Below are 22,261 nucleotides of genomic sequence, written 5' to 3' on the forward strand. Positions count from 1 at the left end.
ATAATTATTAAATCAAAATAAAGAGTTGTTTCATGAAGCATTTTTTACTTTTTTTCTTTTTTGTTTCAATGTCTTTTGCAAGTATTGCAAAGATCTCTACGGTAGTTGGTGAAGCTTCTGTTCTAAGAGGTGAGCAAAAGATTATTGCAAATGTAGGTTTAGATATTTATGAAAAAGATGTCATAAATACTAGTAGTAATTCCAAGTTACAGTTGATATTCAAGGATAATACAGTTATTACTCTTGGTAAAAATTCTGCTTTAGATGTTAGTGAGTATCTTTATGATATTAATACACCAAAAAATTCAAAAGCAAACTTGAACTTTTTTAAAGGTGCATTTAAAGCCATAACTGGAAATATTGGTAAAATTAATAAAGAAAAGTTTAAATTAAGAACAAAGAGTTCTACTATTGGTATTAGAGGTACTGTTATTTTAGCAAATCAAACTACAATTGCTTGTTTAAGTGGTGAGATTAGTGTTGATGCACAAAATCAACAAGTTATTGTTCCTCAAAATCAAATGACAATAATTCAAGATGATGGAAGCTTATCAAAACCTGTAGTATATAATCAAGAGACTTTAAATAACTTATCAAATCAGTTAGAACCAGAAAATAATAATTCTTCTGAAAAAAAAGAAGAAAGTAATATAACTACATCAACTAATAATTCAACAAGTGATGATACTACTGATAATCAATCAGAAACAACAAAAGATAGTTCTCTTTCAAATACTGGAACGTCAAGTGAAAACTTAGAGACTTTAGATAACCAAGCTGATACAACTGAAAATAGTTCCTCTTCATTGAGTAATAAAGTTGATGAAGTTATAGAAGATAGTACAAAAACTGAAGTTGAAGCAAAAGATGAAACAATAAGCTTTGATTTATCTGGTAAGGCTTTAGGTGCATATATGGAAAGTCAAACTTCTGATGCCAGAACTAATGGTTTTAACTATCAAGATGAAACAGATACTGATGGTACTATTGGTGATTTTACTGCAAAAAGAGTAGATTCTAAAATATCATTCAATGAAACACTTACAAAAATATTACCAAATACAGAAAATACAACATTTTCTAAAGAACTAGAAAAGACATTTACTCTAGGTACTCCTAAAGATGGAGGATATACAGGACATTCTAATATAACTGATAATAGTAATCCTATTTCTTTTACTTATACTACAAATAGCGGAACAATAAATGGAAATTACAATGTTCAAGCTGATAATATGGGTGAAGTTTTTGCTTTTTACTATGATGGAGATGTTTTTGATGTTTTACAGGGGCAAGGAGAATATAATGAACTAATAGTTTTTGGTAAAAAAGGTTCTGTTGAGAATGAAGATAAAACAAAAATATATGTTTATAAAGATTTTGCAAGTATGAGTTTCAAAAAGAATTCATCAAATCACTATACAGAAACAAAACTTGATACGAGTACTGTAGGATTTGAGTATTATAATTCTCATCTAAAATCTCTTACTCACTTAAATAAAAGCTATTATTTAAATGGTGCTCAAGAATTTATTGTAGGAAATAATGAAAAAGTAAAATCATATAGAAATAAATATAATTTTACTTACTCTTCTTCAACAAATTTAAGCTCGTATATAACTGCTAGTAATAGTGCTGAACTTAATTTTTTAGGTTCAGATATACAAGCTTTAAACTATAGTTTATCAAATAGTGAAACAACAAATACTTATGGAAATAGTACTAGTTCAACTACAACTACAGGACAAACAAATGGTATTTCTTTTTTACAAAAAGATAAAATAGTAGATGCGAAAATAAGTGGTTCTTCAACACTAAAAGGTTATATAACTGCAGATACTTATGGTACTAGTAGTTTTGATACTCATATGAGAAAAGCTAGTAATAATCTGTCATTAAATGTAAATGCTCAAACAGGAAATATCACAGGAAGTGGCTCTGTTGATAACAAAGTAGGTGATGTAGATAATACAGTTTCTATGAGTTTCAATGGTGAAGTTGCTAGTAACACATCATACTATATAAATGACGATATTTTTGGAGTGATGGCAAAAAAAGGTGATAGCACATACAAAGCTGGAAATGATGAGTATGATTTAGATGATAATACAGGATATCTAATAGCTGTTCCTGATGGAGCAATTGTAAAAAATGAATTTAAAATCTTTGATACAAATGATAATCCTTTAACAAGTGATGATGATAGTTCATGGGGATATTGGACTGCAAAGTTTAGTGATGGTTCAACATCAGGAAGTCAGTTTTTTGTATCTCCTTTTGCTACTTGGGTAGCAGGTGTTGAGACACCAACATCGGTTGTAGATCAAGTTTTAAATGCAAATTCAAATACGAGATATACTTTTGAAGGTGCTGTAATAGGTAGTGTATTAAATGGAAATAATGGAACATTAGAATCGATTATTTTAGATGGTTCAACTACAAATAAAGTTACATTAAACTTTGATTTGGGAGCTGGAGATAACTCTTTAAGTAGTGGAGTAATGAACTTTTCTTCTAAAAATACTCAATGGAATATGAATATTAATAGAAGTTCTGAAATCTCAAATACAGGATTTAAAGCAAACTTATCAGGTACTGATATTTCAGGAAACTTAGAAGGTAAGTTTTATGGAAGTGATAGTATTAAAAGTGTAGGTGGAAGTTTTAATTCAAGTTTAACTCAAAACCCTGGAGCTGATGATAGTGTAACACATAAAGCACAAGGTGTATTCAAGGCAATAAAAAAATGAAAAAATCAGTAGTTATTTATAGTTTAGTACCTTTTATTTGTTTGTCTTCTTTTGCAAATGAAAGTGTTTTTAATAAAAAAGAGTCTTCGCAAGTTATAGTTGCAAATGAAAAAAAGCTTTATAATACTGCTTTAGAAAATTTTAGGCAGAAAAATTATCAAAAGGCTTATGAACAGTTTAATTCACTTTTTTTAACAAATATGCAAGATACTTTATATAACTTTTATTTAGGGCGTAGTGCATATGAACTTGGTAAGTATGAGTTTGCATTAAGTGCATACGATAGAATACTTATCGTAAATCCAAATAACTCAAGAGCAAGACTTGAAATGGCTCAAACTTATTTTAAAATGAAGTTATTTACTCAATCACTAAAAGAGTTTAATACGGTTTTAGAAGATAAAAACTTACCTCTTGTAGTTCAAAAAAGAGTAAATGAAAAAGTAGAGTATATAAAAAAACTACAAAAGAAGAGCTTTTTTAATGCAACAGCTATTGCAGGTATTTTGTATGACTCAAATATAAACTCTACTCCTTCTTCTGGTTCTTTTGATATATACAGCCCTACAATAAATAGTATTGTAAATGTGTCAAATAATAGTGAAGACAAATCAGCATCAATTTATCAAACAATAGGGCAGTTAAATAATAAATATAAATTTAGTGATAACTTTATTTTAAATAGTTCTGCAACAGCAGTTTTAATGAAATATAACAATCATAAAGAAAAAGATATTCATGCTTTATCTTTAAATATCTCTCCAACATACTTATCAAAAGAGTATAAACTTGAATTACCTATTTTGTTTGATAAAATCAACCTAGGACATGAATCTTATCAAAATAATATTTATTTAAATCCTAAATATACTACAGTTTTAAATACAGATATTCTTTATACTTTAGGTTTTAAAGCAGGAAGAATATCTTTTGTAAAGGATGATGAAAGAGATTCAAATATGCTTGAGTTAGAAAACTCACTTAAGTATGCTTCTTCAGATTATGGATTATTTAGTTTTGGATTGAATTTAGGAAAAGAGTTTGAAGTAAGAACTCAAAGAACAGATGTTGAACATGAGTACTATTCAACTTATATCAATAATATTTATGAACTATCATCTAATTATTTATTGCAATCATCTGTAAATTATAAAGAGTCTTTATTCTCTGATAGAGATATAAACTTTCAATCAAGAAAAAGAGATAAAAAGATGGATGCTTCTATTGCTATTATAAAACCAATAAAAAAAGATTTACATTTAAATCTTGGAGGAACATATACAAAAAAAGATTCAAATCATGCATCTTCAGAATATGATAAATATGTTTTAAAACTAAATCTTATTTGGAATGGAAGTCTTGACTAAATAGCACTCTAAGCTTTTGTAGAGTGCTCATATATACCATTAAAATTTGAAGGAGGAGTTTTTATAAACTCCTCACATCTTTTTATATATATTTTATAAATCTTTCTATTTGTTTTATCTTCTTTTTTATCTAAGTTTTTAAATATTTCAAGTGCTTCTAAAAACATAGAGTTTTGATATAGTTCTATAGCTTTATTATAAGTATCTAATTCTTCTTGCATTTGCTTTGAAGCTTTTCCTTTACCATGAACTTGCCAAATTTGTACAGGTTCTTCTTTCCCTTTTACTTTTACTAAATCAAGAAATCTAAAAATATACTCTTCTTTTAATCTCTCTTTTGTAAAGTTAGATATATTTATCTTTGAGTCATAAAACTTACACAAAGATTCTAATCTTGCACCTAAGTTAATGGCATCACCAATTACTGTATAATCACTTCTACCACTACTTCCCATTTCCCCAACAACTGCAAGTCCAGTATTTAAACCTATACCTATATCAATCAAAGGTTTATTTTGTTTTTCTAGTTTTTCATTTAGAGTTTTAAGTGACTCAATTTGCTCAATGGAAGCTAGTAAAGCTTTATCTGCATGTTTTTTTACATCAGCAGGAGCATTCCAGTAAGCCATAATAGCATCACCAATATATTTATCAATAGTCCCTTCATATTTAATAATAATATTACTCATAGGTTCCATATATTGATTTAAATACTCAATTAGTTTTTTAGCATTTCCCATTTTTTCAGAGATTTTAGTAAAGTTTCTAACATCACTAAAAAATACAGTAACTTCTTTTTCCATAGCTTCAAATTCATTGCTATGTACATTTTTTAAAAGACTTTCCATTACTTCTTTTGATACTTTTGAAGCAAATTTTTTCTTTATTGCTTCTTCTTGTTTTATCTCATAAAAATAGTCAAAAAGTGTGGCTAAAATAGCTCCTAAAACTATAGTAAGAAGTGGAAAGAAAATATTTAAAACTATTCCATAGGTAAATAATACTTCATATAAAACATAAGTTGTAATAGTTAGAAATAGGATTGATATTATAGGATTCATCCAAAAAGGAGTATATTTGATTAAAAGTACTATTAAAATAGACAAAGTAAAAATGATAAATATATTTGCACCATCAACCCAAGAAGCTTTATATAAAAAATCTCCTTGAATGATATTGTCAATTACATTTGCATGAACTTCTACCCCTGGAAACACAGACTCAAAAGGAGTTGCTCTAAGATCAAGTAAACCTGCTGCTGAAGTTCCTATTAGTACAATTTTTCCTTCAATATCTTTTTTATCAAAGGTATTATTATATATATCATTTGCAGATATATATTTAAAGGTTTTTTCTTTACCTCTAAAGTTAACTAACAGCCTTCCATGCCTATCTGTAGGAATTTGTATATCATTTACTGTTATAGATGAAACACCTTGTTCATCATAATTAATAAAAACTTTGTTTGTATCAAGTAAGATTCTAAGAAGCTCTAAACTTAAAGATGGATATATCATATCATCATATGAAATTACTAAAGGAACACTTCTTATTATTCCTGCTTCATCAGGAATGTTATTGAAAAAACCACTAGAGTATGAGTTGTCTTGAACAAGTGGAATATTCATAACAACCCCTTTTGCATTTATAAGATAATCATCCCCAAGTTTTTTATTTTTTTCTATATAAATAGCAGGTATTTTAGGTGCTTCTTTTTTTATGTATTTTTTATCTTGAAGTTCAAACAAGTAACCTAAAATAGTTGGAGTTGAAGCAACTGTTTTAGCAAACTCTAAATCATAGTTTGGAATATTTTCTCTTTTGATATTTAGTTCATTTAGTACTTTGTGGGGTGAACTGCTATCTTCTTCTGCAAAAACAACATCAAATCCTATTATTGCTACTTGGGCATCTGTAAGATTTTTAAGTATGTGAGAAACTTTATTTCTAGACCAAGGCCATTGTCCTAACTCTTGTAAAGATTTTTCATCAATATCTACAATAACTACATTTTGAGAAGTTGGAATTTCTCCTCTTATTGTAAAGAGATAATCTCTTAATCTATTATCAATTGAGTCTGGAAGTTTTGGAAAAAAAATATATATAGATGAAAGCACTACAAAAAGTATTAGCGCTACATTTATATATATAAATAGTTTTTTTAAATCTGACTTTTTCATTTTAGAATAAAAGTTCAGTTTTATCTATTTGAGAAGGCTTTAAGTTTTCATTAGCATATTTTTTTAAGACTTCATGGTCATGGAAAAATTTAAGAAGTTCTCCATCAATTTCATAATCTTTTACCATAAATGATAATATTTTAAATACCTCTGATAGTTTTTTTGCATCCTTATATGGTCTGTCACTAGATGTTAAGGCTTCAAAAATATCAGATAAAATCATAATCCTATCTTCTAAAGTAAGGTCTTTATCACTTAAACCTCTTGGGTAACCTTTTCCATTTAGTTTTTCATGATGATTAGCTGCTATATCTAAGACTCTATTGTATTTTTTAGGGAAAGGAAGTTTTAATAGCATTTCTAAAGATAGTTTTGCATGATTATTCATAATATCTTTTTCTTCTTTAGTTAAAGTACCTTTTCTAATAGAAAGATTGTATTTTTCATTTTCATTTAATATTTCTTGTTCTATTCCATCTTTGATATATGTGTACTTTGAAATATCTTCAATTCTTTTTATCTTATCATCATCCATAAACTCTCCACCAATATTGGCTTCTTCTAAAAACAAATAGTCTTCTTCATATTGTTTGATTTGTTTTTCATAAGTCTCTTTTGTGATTTCTTTTTTTAAGTAGGCAATTTGCTTATCTCTTTTTAAAATTTCAAATCTTTCCTTAACTAATTTAATTCTATCTGTTATAGCATAGAGTTTAGTTGCTTTATCAATAATTGACTCAGGCATTGAGATTTTACCTATGTCATGCATCCAAGCAGCTATTTTAATTTGTTTAAAGTCATTTTTTGAATACTTTACATCTTTATAGATTGTTTGATCATCATTGATTGCTTGGGCTAAAAGTAAAGAGATTTTTTCTACATTTGCAATATGATTCATAGTATGGTGTGATTTTGCATCTATTGCATGACCTATTGTTGTGATAAAACTATTTAAAAACTCTTCTAGTGAATTTATAAGCCAACTATTTGTTAAAGCCATAGCAGCTTGAGAGGCTAAAGCTTTAATGATTTTTTCATCTTCTTTAGTAAAGGCGATTATGTTTTCTAAAGATTCAGTCTTATTTATAAGTTGTAAAACACCAATTACATCTTTTTCATGATTTTCTAAAGGTATAACTAACATAGATTTTGAACGATAACCTGTGTTTTCATCAAATTTTTTAGTTCCTTGAAAGTCATATTTATTTTCATCATAAACATCAGGAATATTAACGATTTTATTTTCTAAGGCACAAGTTGTAGCTACCATTTTTGTATTTTTAGAACCATCTTCTAAGTATAAAGGAATAGCATCCCATTGTATTTCATCTTTCGTTCCACCCATAAATATTTTAAGAGGGTCATTTTGGATTACCTTAAAATCCAAGTGTTTTTTGTCTTTTGATAGAATATATAAAGTACCAGCTTCTGCATGAGTCAATTCTCTAGTAAGAGTCAAAATCATTTCAAATAGTTTATCTTTGTCTATCTCGCTTGAAAGTTCTAAATTTACTTCCATAATTCTTTCAAATTTATTTTGGCTTATTAAATCTCTTTCAAATTTACCTTTATCAACATGAATTACATCACCTTCTTGTAATATCTTACCACCATTTTTAAGAATCTCTAACTCTTCAATTTCCTTTGCCATTTGATTAAAGTAAAGAGGTTTTAAGTGATATAAAAATACTTGAATATCATCTCTTTTAAGTTGACCTAATATCTTAGATACAAGGTTTGGTGTTAGGTGTTTACTATCATAAGCTAACTTATCCATATGATTTGGAAAAGAACACTCAATTAAAATTGCTTTAATTTTGTCATTGTTATCTATCCTGTTTATTAATTCAGGATTTTCGTATGTATCTCCACTAATTATATAACCAATACTATTGTCTTTTATCACTTCATATCCAAAAGCCCCAGCAATATGATTTGCATTAAAAGCAGTGATTTGGTAAGAACCAAATATAAGTGTTTGGTTTGGTTTGATTTCAACAAACTCAAGTGCTTTTTTATCACTATTTAATAGATTGATTTTAGAAAAGTCAGGCCATATTGAGTCATTAAATGTATGTTTTTCAAGAGATTCTATAGTCTCTTTTGAGGCATAAATATATAAGGTTTCTTTTCTACTTTCAAAGAAACTTTCTATAATAAAAGGTAGGTCTAAAATATGATCAGAGTGGGAATGTGTTAAAAAAATATGATTGATTTTAATAGTTTTTTCACCTAAAACATTAATAACATTTCCTGCATCTATTAAAATATCGGTAAATATTTGAAATGAAGTTGTACCCGTATCTTTTGTTTTACTACCACTAGCCCCTAAAATATTTATAAAATTCACAAAAGTCCTTTATTTTCATGTTATTTTATATTATATCTTTTTTTGATAATACTATTTTGAAATAGGAAGATTTACCTTCAACCAATCATAAACAAAACCATATTTCACATTATATATATTTTTAAAGCCTTGGCTTGCAAGTAAGTTAGAAGCAAGCTTAGTTCTTGAACCACTTCTACAGATTAGAATGATTTGTCTATTTAAATTTTTATTTGAATAAAGATAAATCTCTTTTAGAAAGTTTTTGTTAAAAACTCTTTGTTTATTTTTTTCATAAAAAATAGGAATATTATATGAGTCTTTTGCTCTTGATTCATTGAATTCTGCTTTTGTTCTTACATCAATTAAAAGAGCACCATTTTGTTGCATTTCATAAGCTTTTTTTGAACTTATATCATCTTTATAAAGTTTTGCAGTTTGGTAGTTTATTTCTTGTGAAAATAAAAAAGTCATGCTAAGTAAAATACCTAACATGACTTTTATACTATTTGTCATTGATCTCAAAATCATCATATGGGTCCATATGAATATTTATCACCCAATCTCTTTTTTCATCAAGTTGTTTGATTCTTCTTTCGATATCATCACTAGCTCGATGGGCATCCATAAGTGTTATGATACAGTCAAAAACTAAATGAACTTCAACAAATGTTTGATGTCCAGCTTCTCTAGTTTTTAGTAAATGATAAGTATTAACTCTATTATTATTTCTAATAATCTTTTCAATACCTAAAACTATTTCATCATCAACAGCTCTATCTAATAAAACTAGAACACCATCATGGATAAGCTCATAGGCAGAGTAGATAATAAATAGTGCAATTGCACCACCCACAACTACATCAATTATTTCAAGACCTGTAAAATTTACTAATAAAAGTGAAATTAAAACAGCAGCGTTTGAATAAACATCTGTTTTATAGTGTAGGGCATCTGCTTTGATAACCATAGAGTTTGTTTTTTTAGCAATTTTATTTAAGAATAAAACTAAGAAAATTGTAATAATCATCGATAAAATCATTACAATAATAGAAATATCCATATATTGAGATACAGAACCTTCAATAGCTTTCTTTCCTGCTTGATAAAGTAAGAAAAGACCAGATATTGTAATAATTGTACCTTCAATTACAGAAGCTAAAGCCTCAACTTTTCCTCTTCCATAGTTAAAAGTTTTGTCAGCAGGTTTTTCTGAATTTGAAATTGCAAAATAGTTGAAAATCGATACGAACATATCTAAAACAGAATCTACAGCAGAAGCCAATACTGCTACAGAACCACTTGCGATACCAATCACAAGCTTCATAAGTGTAAGAAGTGCCGCAACAGAAGTTGAAACTACTGTTGCTTTTTTTTGTAGAGTCATAATATTATTTATTTTCTACAAAATCTTTGATTCTTCTAATTCCTTCTTCAATACTTGCTAAATCAGTAGCAAATGAGAATCTAAAGTAACCCTCAGTACCAAAAGCAAGTCCAGGAACAACTGCTACACCTTTTTTCTCTAAAAGCTCTTCACAAAATTTCATAGAGCTATCAGAAACCTCTTTGATATTTACAAATAAGTAAAATGCACCTTGAGGTTCAATACAAGTAATACCTTTAATATCATTGAAAGATTTTACTGCAATATTTTTTCTTTCTTCAAACGCTTTTCTCATCATTTCGATATCAGCATCTGCTTCACCTTCAAGTGCAGTGATTGCAGCATATTGAGTAACTGAGTTAACATTTGATGTTACTTGACCTTGTAATTTAATCATAGCTTTTACAAGTTCAGTTTTTGGAGTTGCAACATATCCAAATCTCCAACCTGTCATTGCAACAGATTTACTTAATCCATTGATTGTAACAGTTCTTTGGAACATGTCTTCACTAACGCTTGCAGCTGCTGTGAACTCTTCACCATTGTACATGATTTTTTCATACATCTCATCAGAGAATACTAAAATATCAGTTCCTTTTAAAACTTCACCGATAGCTAATAACTCTTCTTTAGTATAAACAGCACCTGTTGGATTTGAAGGTGAGTTAAGTAATAATACTTTTGTTTTATCTGTAATAGCTGCTTTAACTTGTTCAGCTGTTACTTTAAATGAAGTTGTATCATCTGTATCAATAAATACTGGAACACCATCAGAGAACTTTACTTGCTCAGGGTAAGTAACCCAATATGGAGCAGGAATAATAACTTCATCACCTTCCTCAATTAAAACTTGGAAAAGGTTAAATAAAGAGTGTTTAGCACCATTACTAATAATGATGTCTTCTTGTTTATACTCTAAGTTATGGTCTCTTTTAAGTTTATTAATAATTGCTTGTTTGGTTTCGATAATTCCTTCTACTGCAGTGTATTTAGTGTGTCCATCTTCAATAGCTTTAATTGCTGATTGTTTAATAATATCAGGAGTATTAAAGTCTGGTTCTCCTGCACTAAAACTTAATATATCTTTACCTTGAGCTTTAAGCTCTCTTCCTAAGGCAGTAATTGCCATAGTAACCGATGGAGACAGGTTCTCCATTCTCTTTGCAATTTTCATAAATCTTCTTCCTCGCATATAATTTACATTATATTTTTATGATATAATTCGCAGATTATACAAAAATAATACTTAAGGTATAGTGTGACTTTTCAAATAAATATTGATTCTTTATCCCTAAATGTAGAACTATTAAATAAAAAAAGAATGAAACATTGCTATTTAAGAGTGATTTCTTCTGATACCATACAAATAAAAGCCAATACTTATTTTACAAAATTTGATGCTTTAGATTTGATTGAAAGGAAGAAAGACTGGATAGTTCAAGGTTTAAAAAAAGTAAAGAAAAATAGTTTAAGTGAAGATGAATTTTTATATTTTGGTAAAGTTCAAAAAAAGTCTGATTATCAAGTTGAAAATGTAGATGAATTCTATAAAAAACTTGCAAAAGAGTATATACCATATCTAGTTGATAAACATTCAAAAAGAATGAATCTTTTTCCTACTTCAATAAAATATAGAAAAAATAAGAATACTTGGGGTTCTTGTAATTATAAAAATGGTTTAAATTTTAATACAATGCTTTGTAAATTTCCCCTTGAAGTGATGGAGTATGTTGTAATACATGAATTAGCTCACATAAAACATAAAAATCACTCGAAAAAATTTTGGGATTTAGTTTTGAAGTATTGTCCTGATTATAAAAGAAGAGAGGCTTTACTTAAGAGTTTCTTATAAGCTCTCTAATCTCTTCAAGCTTTTCATGTAGTTTTTCATCTTTTATACTATTTTGAAAAATTCCATGGGCTCTTTCATTATAAAAAGGTTTTGTTTCTGTTTTTTCTTCTGTTTTAAAAGGTGAAGTAAAGTCATCAAAACTTTTTTTGTCAAAATTTTTACTAAATGAATAGAGTTTATCGTATCTAAAAACAGCAACTTCTTTTATATCTTTAAAGTCGGGAACCATTTTTGCATAGTCCATTATCATTCTCTTTTGATAGTTAAGTTCACTTTGTGCAACTGGGTGAAGTACTGCTATTGAAAGTTTATCATTTCTATAAAATGCAAAAAGTACATAATTTAATATCTTTTTGATAAGTATTTTCTCCAAGAAATTATGAACTCTATATCTTTTCCTAACTTCAGAAAACTCTTTTTTATTTGCAAGATTTGTTAATACGTTATTTGTTGTTTTAAAAGTACTATAATTTGGTATATCTCTTTTTACTTTTTTGTCCTCAAAAGTAAAAAAACTCTTTTTTAACTCTTGTTTAAATGTCAAAACTTCTTCATTTTGCATAAGTGAATATCCCTTTAGTAAGGTTTTTATTAGTATTTCTTTAGTAGCATTAAGCAAATTATATTGTACACAGGATGTAACAAAAAAATATGAAATATTTAATTTACTTTATTATAGCAGGATTTATATTATCTTTTAATGGATGTGGATATAAAGGTGATCCAATTTATGTAAAAGATGAAGTTAAAACTCAGAATTTAAAAGAAGAAAAAAACTAATGGTATATGATTATATAATTATAGGGAGTGGAATTGCTGGTTTAAATGCAGCTAGATTAATTCCAGAAGATAAAAAAGTACTAATTCTATGTAAAAAAGAGCCAATTGATTGTAACACTTATTGGGCTCAAGGTGGTATAGCAAGTGCTGTAAATGATGATGATATTAAAGACCATATTCAAGATACTCTTACAGCAGGTGTAAATCACAATGACAAAAATGCAGTAGAACTTTTAAGTAAAAAATCACAAGAGGCTGTAAAAAGTCTTATAAATGCAGGTTTACAATTTGACTTAAATGCAAAAGGCGAATTAGCTTATACGAAAGAGGCTGCTCATAGTAGAAGTAGAATTTTACATGCAGATGGTGATGCAACTGGTAGAATGATTCATGCATTTTTACTTAGTCAATGTAAACATGAAATAGTAAACAATACTGTGGTAAATGATTTACTGATTGAAGATGGTATTTGTTATGGAGTTCAATACTTTGTTAGTGAAACTGAACAAAAAGTAGCTTATGCAAATAATACAATTATTGCAAGTGGTGGAGTAGGTTCTATTTATAGATACCATACAAACTCAACGGCAATTGCAGGAGAGATTCAAGGTATTATTTTAGAAAAAGGTCTTTCTTTAAAAGATATGGAAATGATGCAATTTCATCCAACAGTTGTAAAAGGAACACATTTCGCTAGAAAACCACTTTTAAGTGAAGCATTGAGAGGTGAGGGTGCTTTTATAGTTGATGAACAAGGAAATAGATTTTTATTTACTTATCATAAAGATGGAGAATTGGCTCCAAGAGATGTTGTAAGTAGATCAATCTTTGATTATCATAAAAAGACTGGTTCTAAAATATATCTTTCTTTTGAAAATTTTGAAAAAGAAGCTTTTAGAAAAAGGTTCCCAAATATTTGTGCAAATTTAAAAGAGTTAGGTTATGATTTACCTTATGATAAAGTGCCAATTTCCCCTGCTTTCCATTATAGTATGGGTGGTATTGAGACAACACTGGATGCAAAAGTTAAGGGAATGAAAAATCTTTATGCTATTGGTGAGGCAGCTTGTACGGGGGTGCATGGTGCAAATAGATTAGCTTCAAATTCTTTACTTGAAGGTGTTGTATTTTCATCAATTGCTGTTGAGGATTCATTAAAAAATAATTTTAAAATATCATATAAAAATTATACGAAAGATATAAAATCTTATACAAGAAACAAGACTATTGATAAAGAAATCAAGAATTGTTTACGAAAATCGATGTGGGATAGTGCATCAATTGTAAGAAACCCTAAAAAAATAAAAGAAACCCTAGCACAGGTTGAAAAATATCTACAGCAGGATGTAGGTAGACTGCTTTTTTTAAGGTTGCTTACGGCAAAATCTATTTTAACATCTGCTTTAAATAGAGAGAAATCTCTTGGAGCACACTATATCAAGGAGAATTAATGTTGAAAGTTTTACTGACTTTACTTTTATCATCAGTAGCATTGTTTGCTGCAGGTGGTGCAACTAGTACAGCAGAAACACCAGATCTAACAATGACATGGGTTGGATTTGCATGTTTATTTATCTTTGCAGTAGGTTATTATTTTGTAGCTGCTGAAGAGAAGTACGAAATTGATAAGGCAAAACCTGCTTTATTTATTGGTACATTTATGTTTATTTTAATTGCTATTTATTATGCGTTAAACGGTTTAGATATCGGGTTATTACACAATGAAGTGAATCACTTAATCTTAGAGATTGCAGGTATTTTCTTCTTCTTATTTGTTGCAATGACATATATTGAGTCTTTAATTCACATGGGGGTGTTTGATAGACTTAAATACAATCTTGTAACTAAAGGGTATACATACCGAAAACTATTTTGGGTAACTGGTTTTATCGCATTTTTCCTTTCACCAATCGCTGATAACTTAACAACAGCTCTAATCTTAGCTACTGTTTTAATCACTATTGAAAGAGAGAGAAAAGACTTCTTAGTTCCTGGTGCAATTAATATCGTTGTTGCGGCTAATGCAGGGGGTGCATGGTCTCCATTTGGTGATATTACTACACTTATGGCATGGACAGCTGGAAAAGGTACTTTTGCAGACTTCTTATTCTTATTACCAGCAGCTTTACTTGGTTACTTAATCACGGCGTTTATCTTATCAAGATTTGTACCAGAAGAAGTACCATTTTTTGATGCAGAAAATGAAAAGAAACCAGAGATGGCTGAGGGTGCTAAAGTTGTAATGGTATTAGGTATCTTTACAATTGCAACAGCTGTATTATCTCACCAAGTGTTACACTTACCAGCAATGTGGGGTATGATGTTCGGTCTTGCTGTTTTAAAAGTTTACTCTTATGGATTAAAAAAGAAATACGGTTCTGAACACTTTAATATTTTCCATTCAATTGCAAAAATTGAAAATAATACATTAATGTTCTTCTTTGGTATCTTAGCAGCAGTTGGTGCTTTATACTTTATTGGTTGGTTAGCGTTAGCAGCAGTTGTATATGATCCAAATGTATTAGGTCCAACTTGGTCTAATATCGGTGTAGGATTCTTATCTGCTATCGTAGATAACATCCCTGTAATGTCTGCTGTATTAAAAGCAAACCCACCAATGGATCACTCACAATGGATGCTAGTTGTATTAACAGCTGGTGTTGGTGGTTCTTTAATTTCATTTGGTTCTGCAGCAGGTGTTGGGGTAATGGGTAAATTACACGGAATTTACACATTCGGTGCACATATGAAATATGCTTGGACTATTTTAGTAGGATACATCGTATCTTGTTTAGTATGGTATATTCAATTCCAAATCTTAGGAATAGGTGCTTAATTTAGTCCTACTTCTAAACTTTTTAAAAGGCTATCAAGATTTTATCTTGGTAGCTTTTTTTTTGCTTTAAAAATTCACTTAACTATACTTTTACAACTTTTTGGATATAATCCGCTCTTATTAATGATTTTATTTAATCACATAGAGGATATAAAAATATGAAACATGTACCAATAGTAGTTTTAGATTTTGGTAGTCAATATACACAAATCATCGCTAGAAAGCTTAGAGAATCTGGTGTATATTCTGAGATAGTACCTTATAGCGAGAGTATCGAAGATATTATGGCAAGAACTCCTAAAGGAATCATCCTTTCTGGTGGACCAGCTTCAGTATATGCAGAAGATTCATATCACCCAGATGCAACAGTATTTGAACTTGGACTTCCAATTCTAGGTATTTGTTATGGTATGCAATTAATCTCTCAACACTTTGGTGGTTCAGTAATCCCAGCTGATCATCATGAGTATGGAAAAGCTAAGTTAAAATTTGAAAAAGAGTCTGAAATTTTCAAAGATACAACTGATGGACAAATCGTATGGATGTCTCACGGAGATAGAGTTGAAAACATTCCTGCAGGATTTGAAAAAATCGCTACATCTGAAAACTCTCCTTACGCAGCAATTGCTGACATGGATAGATTAATTTATGCATTCCAATTCCACCCAGAAGTATACCACTCAGAAGAGGGTTCTAAACTTCTTAAAAACTTTGCAAAACACATTTGTGGTTGTGAGTCTACTTGGAATATGGGTTCATTTGCTAAAGAGCAAATTCAAAAGATTCAAGACACAGTAGGAAGTAAAAAAGTATTATGTGGTGTATCTGGTGGGGTTGACTCATCTGTTGTTGCTACATTATTAGCAGAAGCTATTGGAGACCAATTAGTACCTGTATTTGTTGATAATGGTTTATTAAGAGCAAATGAAAGAGAACAAGTTGAAGCTATGTTCAAAATGAGAGGTGTTGATTTAATTACTGTTGATGCTTCTGAAACTTTCTTAGAAAGACTTGCAGGTGTTACTGACCCTGAAACAAAAAGAAAAATCATCGGTGAAACATTTATCGAAGTATTTGATATTGAAGCTAAAAAACACGATGGTATTGAGTTCTTAGCTCAAGGTACTTTATATACTGACGTTATTGAATCAGTTTCTGTAAAAGGACCATCTAAGACTATCAAATCTCACCACAATGTAGGTGGATTACCTGATTGGATGACTTTTGAGTTAATCGAGCCATTAAGAGAAATCTTTAAAGATGAAGTAAGAGCTTTAGGATTAGAGTTAGGACTTCCAAAAGATATGATTGGTAGACATCCTTTCCCTGGACCAGGATTAGCTATTAGAGTTATGGGAGATGTAAATAAGCCTGACTTAGAGCTTTTAAGAAAAGCTGATACTATTATGTTAGATGTATTACATGCAACTGGATTATACGACAAAACATGGCAAGCATTTACAGTACTTCTAAATGTAAAATCTGTAGGTGTTATGGGTGATAACAGAACTTACGATAACACTGTTTGTGTTAGAATCGTAGAAGCAACTGATGGTATGACTGCTACATTTGCTCATATCCCTCATGATGTATTAGAAACAATCTCAAGAAGAATCATCAACGAAGTTGATGGAATCAATAGAGTTGTTTATGATATTTCTTCTAAGCCTCCTGCAACTATCGAGTGGGAATAATATTTTTGCCGTAATTTCGGCGCATCTTTCAAAGAATACGAACTTCGACGTACTTTAGTACGCCTTTGTTCGCCTTCTTTAAAATCTACACCAACTTCCGACAAAATTTATAGTTTACACAAAGAGTAGTTTATGATTTATGAAATAGCAATTGAAGAGTATTTAAATGAAGATGATAATGGCAAACATAAATTAATTTATGCATATTTTGGACTTGCCATATATAAAAGTCAATGCTTAGAAGAAACCTTTTCTAATATGTTATTACTTCATCGTACTTATAATAAAACTCTTACATCTTTAGAGGATATTGATAAAGAAATATCTTCTAGTTCAAAAAAAACTATGGGTAAATTAATACAAGAGATAAAGATTGAATATAATTTTCCTAATAGTTTAGAAGAAGATTTGTCTAAGGTATTAAACACAAGAAATTATTTAGTTCATAAATATTTTAAAGAAAATATACAAAAGTTTTTTACTGAAACTGGACAAAAAGAAATGTTAAACTTTTTTTCTGAATTTATAGACAAGTCAACTCAAGTTGATAATGAATTAGATTTATACTATAAACACTATAAAGATAAATTTTCATTTACAGATGATGTTATTGAGAATATTATATCTAATATGAAAGAAGAAGAAATAATAAGAGTAAGTAAAGTACTTAAATAATGAACTTAGTATTTATTTTTTATAAATGATTTTACTTTTTTTAGTTTAAATATAAAATATTTTATTTATTAAATTAATATGTTACAATAATTTAAAAAGGAAAATATAATGACTAATAAAATAATTATTAATTCTTTAAAAAAAATTGAAAATATATTTGAAAATTATTCAGTTAAATATTTATTAATGAATGGAAATGTTGAAAAAGTACTTAAATCTTTTTTAGGAATGTGTTTTGAGAATTTAGATGAAAACTATTCTTATGTAATGGATAAAAGAGTTGCTAATCATGAAATTGATATGTTAGCATTTAATAATGGTAAAGAGTTAATGGCAATTGAGTTTAAATGTACTTTATCTACAGATTATTCATCTAGTAAGTTTTCTTCAAAAAAGGCTTCAGAACAAATAAAAACGACTTTAAAGATAAAAGAATTGGACAAGTGTAAAAAGTATATTATACATTTTTTTAATAAATCAAATCCAATTTCTAATTCTTCTTTAAACCCTAAATATATAAAAGATAAATATCCTTTAAAGTCTATGTCAAAAGAAAAATTAATTGAAGTTTATGAAGAAAATTTAAAAGAATTTCCTATTGATATTTCAACATATGAATATAGATTTTCTAACAAGGATTTAGGTTTAGATGTATTAATTATTGAAATAAAGGATTATTAAAAGAATTATGGGGCAGATGTTTACTTTCAACTTTTACAAATCATTATCCTTCAATATCTCAATGATTTTGGAATTATCAATATTTTCCAATTCTGTTTTAGAGTAAATTTCTAAAAGATAGATTTTATCTTCTATTTTTTATAGTAAATTAAAAATCTTTACTTTTACCAGTAGGAATAAATGAGTCTGCAAGTCTTAATTTAAATCAATTAAGTTTTCATTTTTATTTGTTGATATTTTTAGAAAGTTTTTTAACAGATTTTACAAATTGTGGAGTGGTTATAAGTTTAAAGTTCATTTATTAACTCATCTAAACTTGTTTCTTTTGTTTCTTTATTTAAAATTAATTTTTACTTTTATAAAAAAATTGTTAAAATCACACATCTTAAAATAGGTTATACTTAATGACATCTCAAATCCACCATCACTTCAAAATGTTCAAGCCTTATGGTTGTGTAAGCCAGTTTAAACCAAAGCCAAAAAAGAGTAAGACTTTACTTGGTGACCATTATGATTTCCCTGAGGATACTATGGCTATTGGTAGATTGGATATGGACTCCGAAGGCTTACTTTTACTTACAACAGATGGTATGACTAGTTACAAAGTGAGAGATAAAAGTATTGAAAAAGAGTACTATGTTCAAGTGGATGGTTTGATTAATGATGAGTCAATATCTATGTTACAAAAAGGTGTTGAGATAAGTACAAATGGGAAAGTTTATAAAACACTTCCTTGTAAAGCTTTTAAAATAGAAGATGAACCATCACTTCCTTCTCGTGGTCGAAATATACGAAAATCAAAGCATGGACCAACTTCATGGCTGTCTATTACTATAACTGAAGGAAAATTTCGTCAAGTAAGAAAGATGACAGCAGCAGTTGGTTTTCCTACATTAAGATTGGTTAGAGTTCGTATAGGAGATATACATATTGAAAATTTACTTCCTAGTGAAGTTATAGCTTTAGACAACTTAGATGATGCACTAAAAAAATAAGTGTAAGTTATAAACTTATATTTTATTTAGTTTTGTAGTATACTTAAACCTTTTATTAGATAGAATCTTTTTTAATAAATACAGATATATTTAAAAGGATTCAAATGAAGATTCATAGAATAAATCCCTCAAAAAGATGGTCAGATGCAACAGTATTTAATGGTATTGCTACATTTACAGAAATAGCAGAGGGTGATACAAAAGCAGATATAAAAGGTCAAACAAAACAAATATTTGAACAAGCAGAAGCAAGTTTAGCTACTGTAGATAGTGACAAGTCTAGAGTTTTAGCTGTTACTATATATATAACTGATTTTTCAAATCTTGATGGTTTAAATGAAGTTTGGGATGAATGGTTTCCAGAAGGTTGTGCTCCAAGTAGAGCTTGCGTAAAAGCTGAATTAGTTGACCCAGATTTATTAGTAGAGATGACTTTTACTGTTGCAGCAGGAGAGAAGTTTTTATAGTATTTTTAAATCTTATACAAAATTAAAAAAGGAAAAATATGAAAAAGATATTATTTATTTTACTGTCAACATTTACATTTCTATTTGCAAGTAATCTTGATATTCAGAAAGCTTATTCAAATAAAATAAGCGACCTTCAAGTTCAAGGACATGGTAAGGTTGTAAAGGTTTTAAGAGATGATACTAAAGGAATAAAACATCAAAGGTTTATTTTAAAAATAAACAATTCTCTAACTGTTTTAGTTGCTCATAATATTGATTTATCACCTAGAGTTAGTAACTTAAATATTGGTGATAGAGTTGAGTTTTTTGGTGAGTATGAGTGGAATAGAAAAGGTGGGGTAATTCACTGGACACATCATGACCCAAGAGGTAGACATGTTACAGGTTGGATTAAACATAAAAATAGAGTGTATAAATAAATTTAAGTATTAAAAGGAAAAGTCTATTTTCCTTTTAAATCTTTGATTACTTGATAAGCTTGATTTATCTCTTGGGTTTTAGCTGTTGCTTCTTCTATGTATGCTTCATCTTTATCTTGTGAACTTATGATATCTGGATGGTATTCTCTTATTAATTTTCTATATGCTTTTTTTATAGTATTCATATCGTCATTTTCATTTACACCTAAAATCTTATAAGCCTCTTTTTCACTCATAGTCTCTTGCTTGTTTTTCATTTTGTTTTCAAAGTTTCTTATGATTGATTCATATATTTCACTTGAAATACCAAGTTCTTTTGTGATAATTCTAAGAACTTTATCTTCATCTTCGCTTATTCCATTATCTATAAAAGCTAGTTGAATTAAAAAACCTACAAACTGTTTTCTTTTGTGTAAACCACGACCTAAAAGTTGATTTAGTGATTGTGCTATTTGTTGAGTATCATCATCTTTTTGTTTTTCTTCATTGAAAATCTCTTTCATAATAGCTCTAGTTTTTTCTTTTTCATCAAAAACTTTTGTAATATCATCAAACATCATACTTATTAGTTGTGCTTCAAGTTCATCTACTCTACCATCAGCTTTTGCAACTTTTGCAACTAATGCTATAAAATGGCCTAATTCACTCTGTCTAAACAGTTCTTTAGAAGCTGATAGTTTATTTAGTTTTTTTCTAGCGTAAAATTTATATACTTTAAAAGCAATATATAAAGAAGCAATAATTGAAAGAGTAATAAAAAAGTTAACAATAAAGGCATAGTAAAATATTACTAAAAGTATTGCTATAAATATCCATTTTTTTAAGTTCATTCATCCATCCGTTTTTAAATTTGTAAAATTATATCTTTTTTAGCTTATTTCTTTAAACTTTACCATTCTATTTTGATGATATAATACGAAATAAAACTTACGGAAAATTTATATAATGAAAATCTCATATCATCGAAGAAGAAAAATCAAAACAAGAAGAATAGCTTTAAGAGATTTACTTTTAAATGGTATTGATGACCCAAAGGAATTAGCTAAAGAGTTAAAAGTTACAGTTCCTACGATAAAAAGAGATTTAGAAGCTTTAGAAAGTATGACAGAAGAGGATTTTACTTTTCAAAAAAGGTCAACTTCACAAGATATTCTTGAAAAAAAAGATGCCATTTTAAAAATGCTAGATGATGAAGAGTATTATACTGAAAACGGTGATATAAATATATCAAAAATTACATTTGAATTAAAGACAAGCAGGGCTACTGTAATGTCTGTTTTAAATGGTGAATAAAACTAAAAAGGATTAGAAATGAAAATAGCAATTCCAGTTAAAGATGAAAATTTAAACTTTTTTACAAATGCAGGACACACTCCAAAGTTTGCTGTATATACAATGGCAGGGGCTGGAATGTTTAGGTCTTTTAACTTAGAAGAAATAAAACAAAACCCAAGAAATGATATAGACCATGAAAACCCAGAAGAACACCATGCTTGTGACCATTCTTCTGATGATGCTGATCATATAGAACAACACAATAAAATGGGTAGAGTTTTAAAAGAGTGTGATTATATTGTAGTGAAAACCGCTTGTAAAAATACTGCTAGGTCATTTACAAGTGAAGGTATTAAAATCGTTAAATATAATGGTGACTCTTTTGAAGCAGCAAAGATTCTAAATGAACTTTCTTCAAAATTTGTCTAGTTTTAAATAGGAGTTTAAAATCGAAATAGTAAATGCCTTATTTAATAAAGATAGATTAAATTTAATAAAAAAAGTTGCAAATGAAAATTTTGAAATAGAGTTACAAAATAGTTTAGAAAATATTATTGAAAACTGCTCTCCT

Annotated in this window: 21 protein-coding genes; 14 read left to right on the forward strand and 7 right to left on the reverse strand. The window is 28.5% G+C overall.

Going from position 1 to position 22,261, the window contains the following annotated elements:
• The first annotated feature begins 32 nt into the window (after window positions 1-32).
• Complete coding sequence (locus tag ACH5BF_RS00500) at window positions 33-2,750, forward strand: FecR domain-containing protein (protein ID WP_423272003.1); 2,718 nt, start codon at window positions 33-35, stop codon at window positions 2,748-2,750.
• Window positions 2,747-4,117: a surface lipoprotein assembly modifier gene (locus ACH5BF_RS00505; protein WP_423272005.1), complete on the forward strand. Its 1,371-nt coding sequence runs from the start codon at window positions 2,747-2,749 to the stop codon at window positions 4,115-4,117. The genes ACH5BF_RS00500 and ACH5BF_RS00505 overlap by 4 nt, the downstream gene beginning before the upstream one ends.
• Before the next feature lie 8 nt (window positions 4,118-4,125).
• Here ACH5BF_RS00505 and ACH5BF_RS00510 read toward each other — a convergent pair whose 3' ends face one another.
• The 5 genes from ACH5BF_RS00510 to ACH5BF_RS00530 are packed head-to-tail and all read right to left on the reverse strand — an operon-like array spanning window position 4,126 to window position 11,187.
• Window positions 4,126-6,297, reverse strand: coding sequence for a CHASE2 domain-containing protein (locus tag ACH5BF_RS00510; RefSeq protein ID WP_423272006.1), 2,172 nt, complete (start codon window positions 6,295-6,297; stop codon window positions 4,126-4,128).
• Window position 6,298: 1 nt separating this feature from the next.
• A complete protein-coding gene (locus ACH5BF_RS00515) occupies window positions 6,299-8,647 on the reverse strand; it encodes an HD domain-containing phosphohydrolase (RefSeq protein ID WP_423272008.1) in 2,349 nt (782 codons plus the stop codon).
• A 51-nt stretch (window positions 8,648-8,698) separates the two neighbouring features.
• A complete protein-coding gene (locus tag ACH5BF_RS00520) occupies window positions 8,699-9,160 on the reverse strand; it encodes a rhodanese-like domain-containing protein (RefSeq protein WP_423272009.1) in 462 nt (153 codons plus the stop codon).
• Window positions 9,132-10,013, reverse strand: coding sequence for a cation diffusion facilitator family transporter (locus tag ACH5BF_RS00525; RefSeq protein ID WP_423272010.1), 882 nt, complete (start codon window positions 10,011-10,013; stop codon window positions 9,132-9,134). The genes ACH5BF_RS00520 and ACH5BF_RS00525 overlap by 29 nt, the downstream gene beginning before the upstream one ends.
• A gap of 4 nt (window positions 10,014-10,017) precedes the next feature.
• Window positions 10,018-11,187, reverse strand: coding sequence for a pyridoxal phosphate-dependent aminotransferase (locus tag ACH5BF_RS00530; RefSeq protein ID WP_423272011.1), 1,170 nt, complete (start codon window positions 11,185-11,187; stop codon window positions 10,018-10,020).
• Window positions 11,188-11,271: 84 nt separating this feature from the next.
• Here ACH5BF_RS00530 and ACH5BF_RS00535 point away from each other — a divergent pair, with 84 nt between their 5' ends.
• The gene (locus tag ACH5BF_RS00535; RefSeq protein WP_423272012.1) at window positions 11,272-11,865 is read left to right on the forward strand and encodes a M48 family metallopeptidase; all 594 of its coding nucleotides are present in this window, start codon (window positions 11,272-11,274) and stop codon (window positions 11,863-11,865) included.
• Here ACH5BF_RS00535 and ACH5BF_RS00540 read toward each other — a convergent pair.
• A complete protein-coding gene (locus tag ACH5BF_RS00540; protein ID WP_423272014.1) occupies window positions 11,849-12,427 on the reverse strand; it encodes a hypothetical protein in 579 nt (192 codons plus the stop codon). The genes ACH5BF_RS00535 and ACH5BF_RS00540 overlap by 17 nt on opposite strands.
• 89 nt (window positions 12,428-12,516) lie before the next feature.
• Here ACH5BF_RS00540 and ACH5BF_RS00545 point away from each other — a divergent pair, with 89 nt between their 5' ends.
• The 9 genes from ACH5BF_RS00545 (at window position 12,517) to ACH5BF_RS00585 (ending at window position 20,415) form a co-directional block, all read left to right on the forward strand.
• Window positions 12,517-12,645 (forward strand): lipoprotein, encoded by a 129-nt coding sequence (locus ACH5BF_RS00545; protein WP_423272016.1) that lies wholly within the window; start codon window positions 12,517-12,519, stop codon window positions 12,643-12,645.
• On the forward strand, window positions 12,645-14,096 hold the full coding sequence (gene nadB, locus ACH5BF_RS00550) for an L-aspartate oxidase (protein ID WP_423272017.1): 1,452 nt from the start codon (window positions 12,645-12,647) through the stop codon (window positions 14,094-14,096). The genes ACH5BF_RS00545 and nadB overlap by 1 nt, the downstream gene beginning before the upstream one ends.
• A complete protein-coding gene (gene nhaD, locus ACH5BF_RS00555) occupies window positions 14,096-15,481 on the forward strand; it encodes a sodium:proton antiporter NhaD (RefSeq protein WP_423272019.1) in 1,386 nt (461 codons plus the stop codon). The genes nadB and nhaD overlap by 1 nt, the downstream gene beginning before the upstream one ends.
• A 158-nt stretch (window positions 15,482-15,639) precedes the next feature.
• Complete coding sequence (gene guaA, locus ACH5BF_RS00560; protein ID WP_423272021.1) at window positions 15,640-17,175, forward strand: glutamine-hydrolyzing GMP synthase; 1,536 nt, start codon at window positions 15,640-15,642, stop codon at window positions 17,173-17,175.
• Between the two features lie 132 nt (window positions 17,176-17,307).
• Window positions 17,308-17,850 carry a hypothetical protein gene (locus ACH5BF_RS00565; RefSeq protein WP_423272022.1) on the forward strand — a complete coding sequence of 181 codons (543 nt, stop codon included), beginning with the start codon at window positions 17,308-17,310 and terminating at the stop codon, window positions 17,848-17,850.
• 108 nt (window positions 17,851-17,958) lie between these two features.
• Window positions 17,959-18,531 carry a hypothetical protein gene (locus ACH5BF_RS00570; protein WP_423272023.1) on the forward strand — a complete coding sequence of 191 codons (573 nt, stop codon included), beginning with the start codon at window positions 17,959-17,961 and terminating at the stop codon, window positions 18,529-18,531.
• A gap of 404 nt (window positions 18,532-18,935) precedes the next feature.
• Window positions 18,936-19,526 carry a pseudouridine synthase gene (locus ACH5BF_RS00575; protein ID WP_423272024.1) on the forward strand — a complete coding sequence of 197 codons (591 nt, stop codon included), beginning with the start codon at window positions 18,936-18,938 and terminating at the stop codon, window positions 19,524-19,526.
• Window positions 19,527-19,630: 104 nt separating this feature from the next.
• Window positions 19,631-19,993 (forward strand): RidA family protein, encoded by a 363-nt coding sequence (locus ACH5BF_RS00580; RefSeq protein ID WP_423272025.1) that lies wholly within the window; start codon window positions 19,631-19,633, stop codon window positions 19,991-19,993.
• Window positions 19,994-20,031: 38 nt separating this feature from the next.
• Window positions 20,032-20,415 carry a DUF3465 domain-containing protein gene (locus ACH5BF_RS00585; RefSeq protein ID WP_423272026.1) on the forward strand — a complete coding sequence of 128 codons (384 nt, stop codon included), beginning with the start codon at window positions 20,032-20,034 and terminating at the stop codon, window positions 20,413-20,415.
• 23 nt (window positions 20,416-20,438) lie between these two features.
• Here ACH5BF_RS00585 and ACH5BF_RS00590 read toward each other — a convergent pair whose 3' ends face one another.
• Window positions 20,439-21,245 carry a DnaJ domain-containing protein gene (locus ACH5BF_RS00590; protein WP_423272027.1) on the reverse strand — a complete coding sequence of 269 codons (807 nt, stop codon included), beginning with the start codon at window positions 21,243-21,245 and terminating at the stop codon, window positions 20,439-20,441.
• Between the two features lie 115 nt (window positions 21,246-21,360).
• Here ACH5BF_RS00590 and ACH5BF_RS00595 point away from each other — a divergent pair, with 115 nt between their 5' ends.
• Together ACH5BF_RS00595 and ACH5BF_RS00600 are read left to right on the forward strand one after the other, a co-directional pair.
• Entirely contained in the window at window positions 21,361-21,708 is a 348-nt protein-coding gene (locus ACH5BF_RS00595; RefSeq protein WP_423272028.1) for a hypothetical protein, read from the forward strand.
• An 18-nt stretch (window positions 21,709-21,726) separates the two neighbouring features.
• A complete protein-coding gene (locus ACH5BF_RS00600) occupies window positions 21,727-22,119 on the forward strand; it encodes a NifB/NifX family molybdenum-iron cluster-binding protein (RefSeq protein WP_423272029.1) in 393 nt (130 codons plus the stop codon).
• Window positions 22,120-22,261 lie beyond the last annotated feature (142 nt).

It is taken from the genome of Arcobacter pernae (assembly GCF_049472135.1).
In the GTDB taxonomy this organism is placed as follows: domain Bacteria; phylum Campylobacterota; class Campylobacteria; order Campylobacterales; family Arcobacteraceae; genus Arcobacter_B.

Excerpts from the sequence above, each read along its gene's own strand:
- ACH5BF_RS00500 (WP_423272003.1), top strand. The coding sequence starts at position 33 with ATGAAGCATTTTTTACTTTTTTTCTTTTTTGTTTCAATGTCTTTTGCA.
- ACH5BF_RS00505 (WP_423272005.1), top strand. The coding sequence starts at position 2,747 with ATGAAAAAATCAGTAGTTATTTATAGTTTAGTACCTTTTATTTGTTTG.
- ACH5BF_RS00510 (WP_423272006.1), bottom strand. The coding sequence starts at position 6,297 with ATGAAAAAGTCAGATTTAAAAAAACTATTTATATATATAAATGTAGCG.
- ACH5BF_RS00520 (WP_423272009.1), bottom strand. The coding sequence starts at position 9,160 with ATGATGATTTTGAGATCAATGACAAATAGTATAAAAGTCATGTTAGGT.
- ACH5BF_RS00525 (WP_423272010.1), bottom strand. The coding sequence starts at position 10,013 with ATGACTCTACAAAAAAAAGCAACAGTAGTTTCAACTTCTGTTGCGGCA.
- ACH5BF_RS00530 (WP_423272011.1), bottom strand. The coding sequence starts at position 11,187 with ATGAAAATTGCAAAGAGAATGGAGAACCTGTCTCCATCGGTTACTATG.
- ACH5BF_RS00540 (WP_423272014.1), bottom strand. The coding sequence starts at position 12,427 with ATGCAAAATGAAGAAGTTTTGACATTTAAACAAGAGTTAAAAAAGAGT.
- ACH5BF_RS00545 (WP_423272016.1), top strand. The coding sequence starts at position 12,517 with ATGAAATATTTAATTTACTTTATTATAGCAGGATTTATATTATCTTTT.
- nadB (WP_423272017.1), top strand. The coding sequence starts at position 12,645 with ATGGTATATGATTATATAATTATAGGGAGTGGAATTGCTGGTTTAAAT.
- nhaD (WP_423272019.1), top strand. The coding sequence starts at position 14,096 with ATGTTGAAAGTTTTACTGACTTTACTTTTATCATCAGTAGCATTGTTT.
- guaA (WP_423272021.1), top strand. The coding sequence starts at position 15,640 with ATGAAACATGTACCAATAGTAGTTTTAGATTTTGGTAGTCAATATACA.
- ACH5BF_RS00565 (WP_423272022.1), top strand. The coding sequence starts at position 17,308 with ATGATTTATGAAATAGCAATTGAAGAGTATTTAAATGAAGATGATAAT.
- ACH5BF_RS00570 (WP_423272023.1), top strand. The coding sequence starts at position 17,959 with ATGACTAATAAAATAATTATTAATTCTTTAAAAAAAATTGAAAATATA.
- ACH5BF_RS00575 (WP_423272024.1), top strand. The coding sequence starts at position 18,936 with ATGACATCTCAAATCCACCATCACTTCAAAATGTTCAAGCCTTATGGT.
- ACH5BF_RS00580 (WP_423272025.1), top strand. The coding sequence starts at position 19,631 with ATGAAGATTCATAGAATAAATCCCTCAAAAAGATGGTCAGATGCAACA.
- ACH5BF_RS00585 (WP_423272026.1), top strand. The coding sequence starts at position 20,032 with ATGAAAAAGATATTATTTATTTTACTGTCAACATTTACATTTCTATTT.
- ACH5BF_RS00590 (WP_423272027.1), bottom strand. The coding sequence starts at position 21,245 with ATGAACTTAAAAAAATGGATATTTATAGCAATACTTTTAGTAATATTT.
- ACH5BF_RS00595 (WP_423272028.1), top strand. The coding sequence starts at position 21,361 with ATGAAAATCTCATATCATCGAAGAAGAAAAATCAAAACAAGAAGAATA.
- ACH5BF_RS00600 (WP_423272029.1), top strand. The coding sequence starts at position 21,727 with ATGAAAATAGCAATTCCAGTTAAAGATGAAAATTTAAACTTTTTTACA.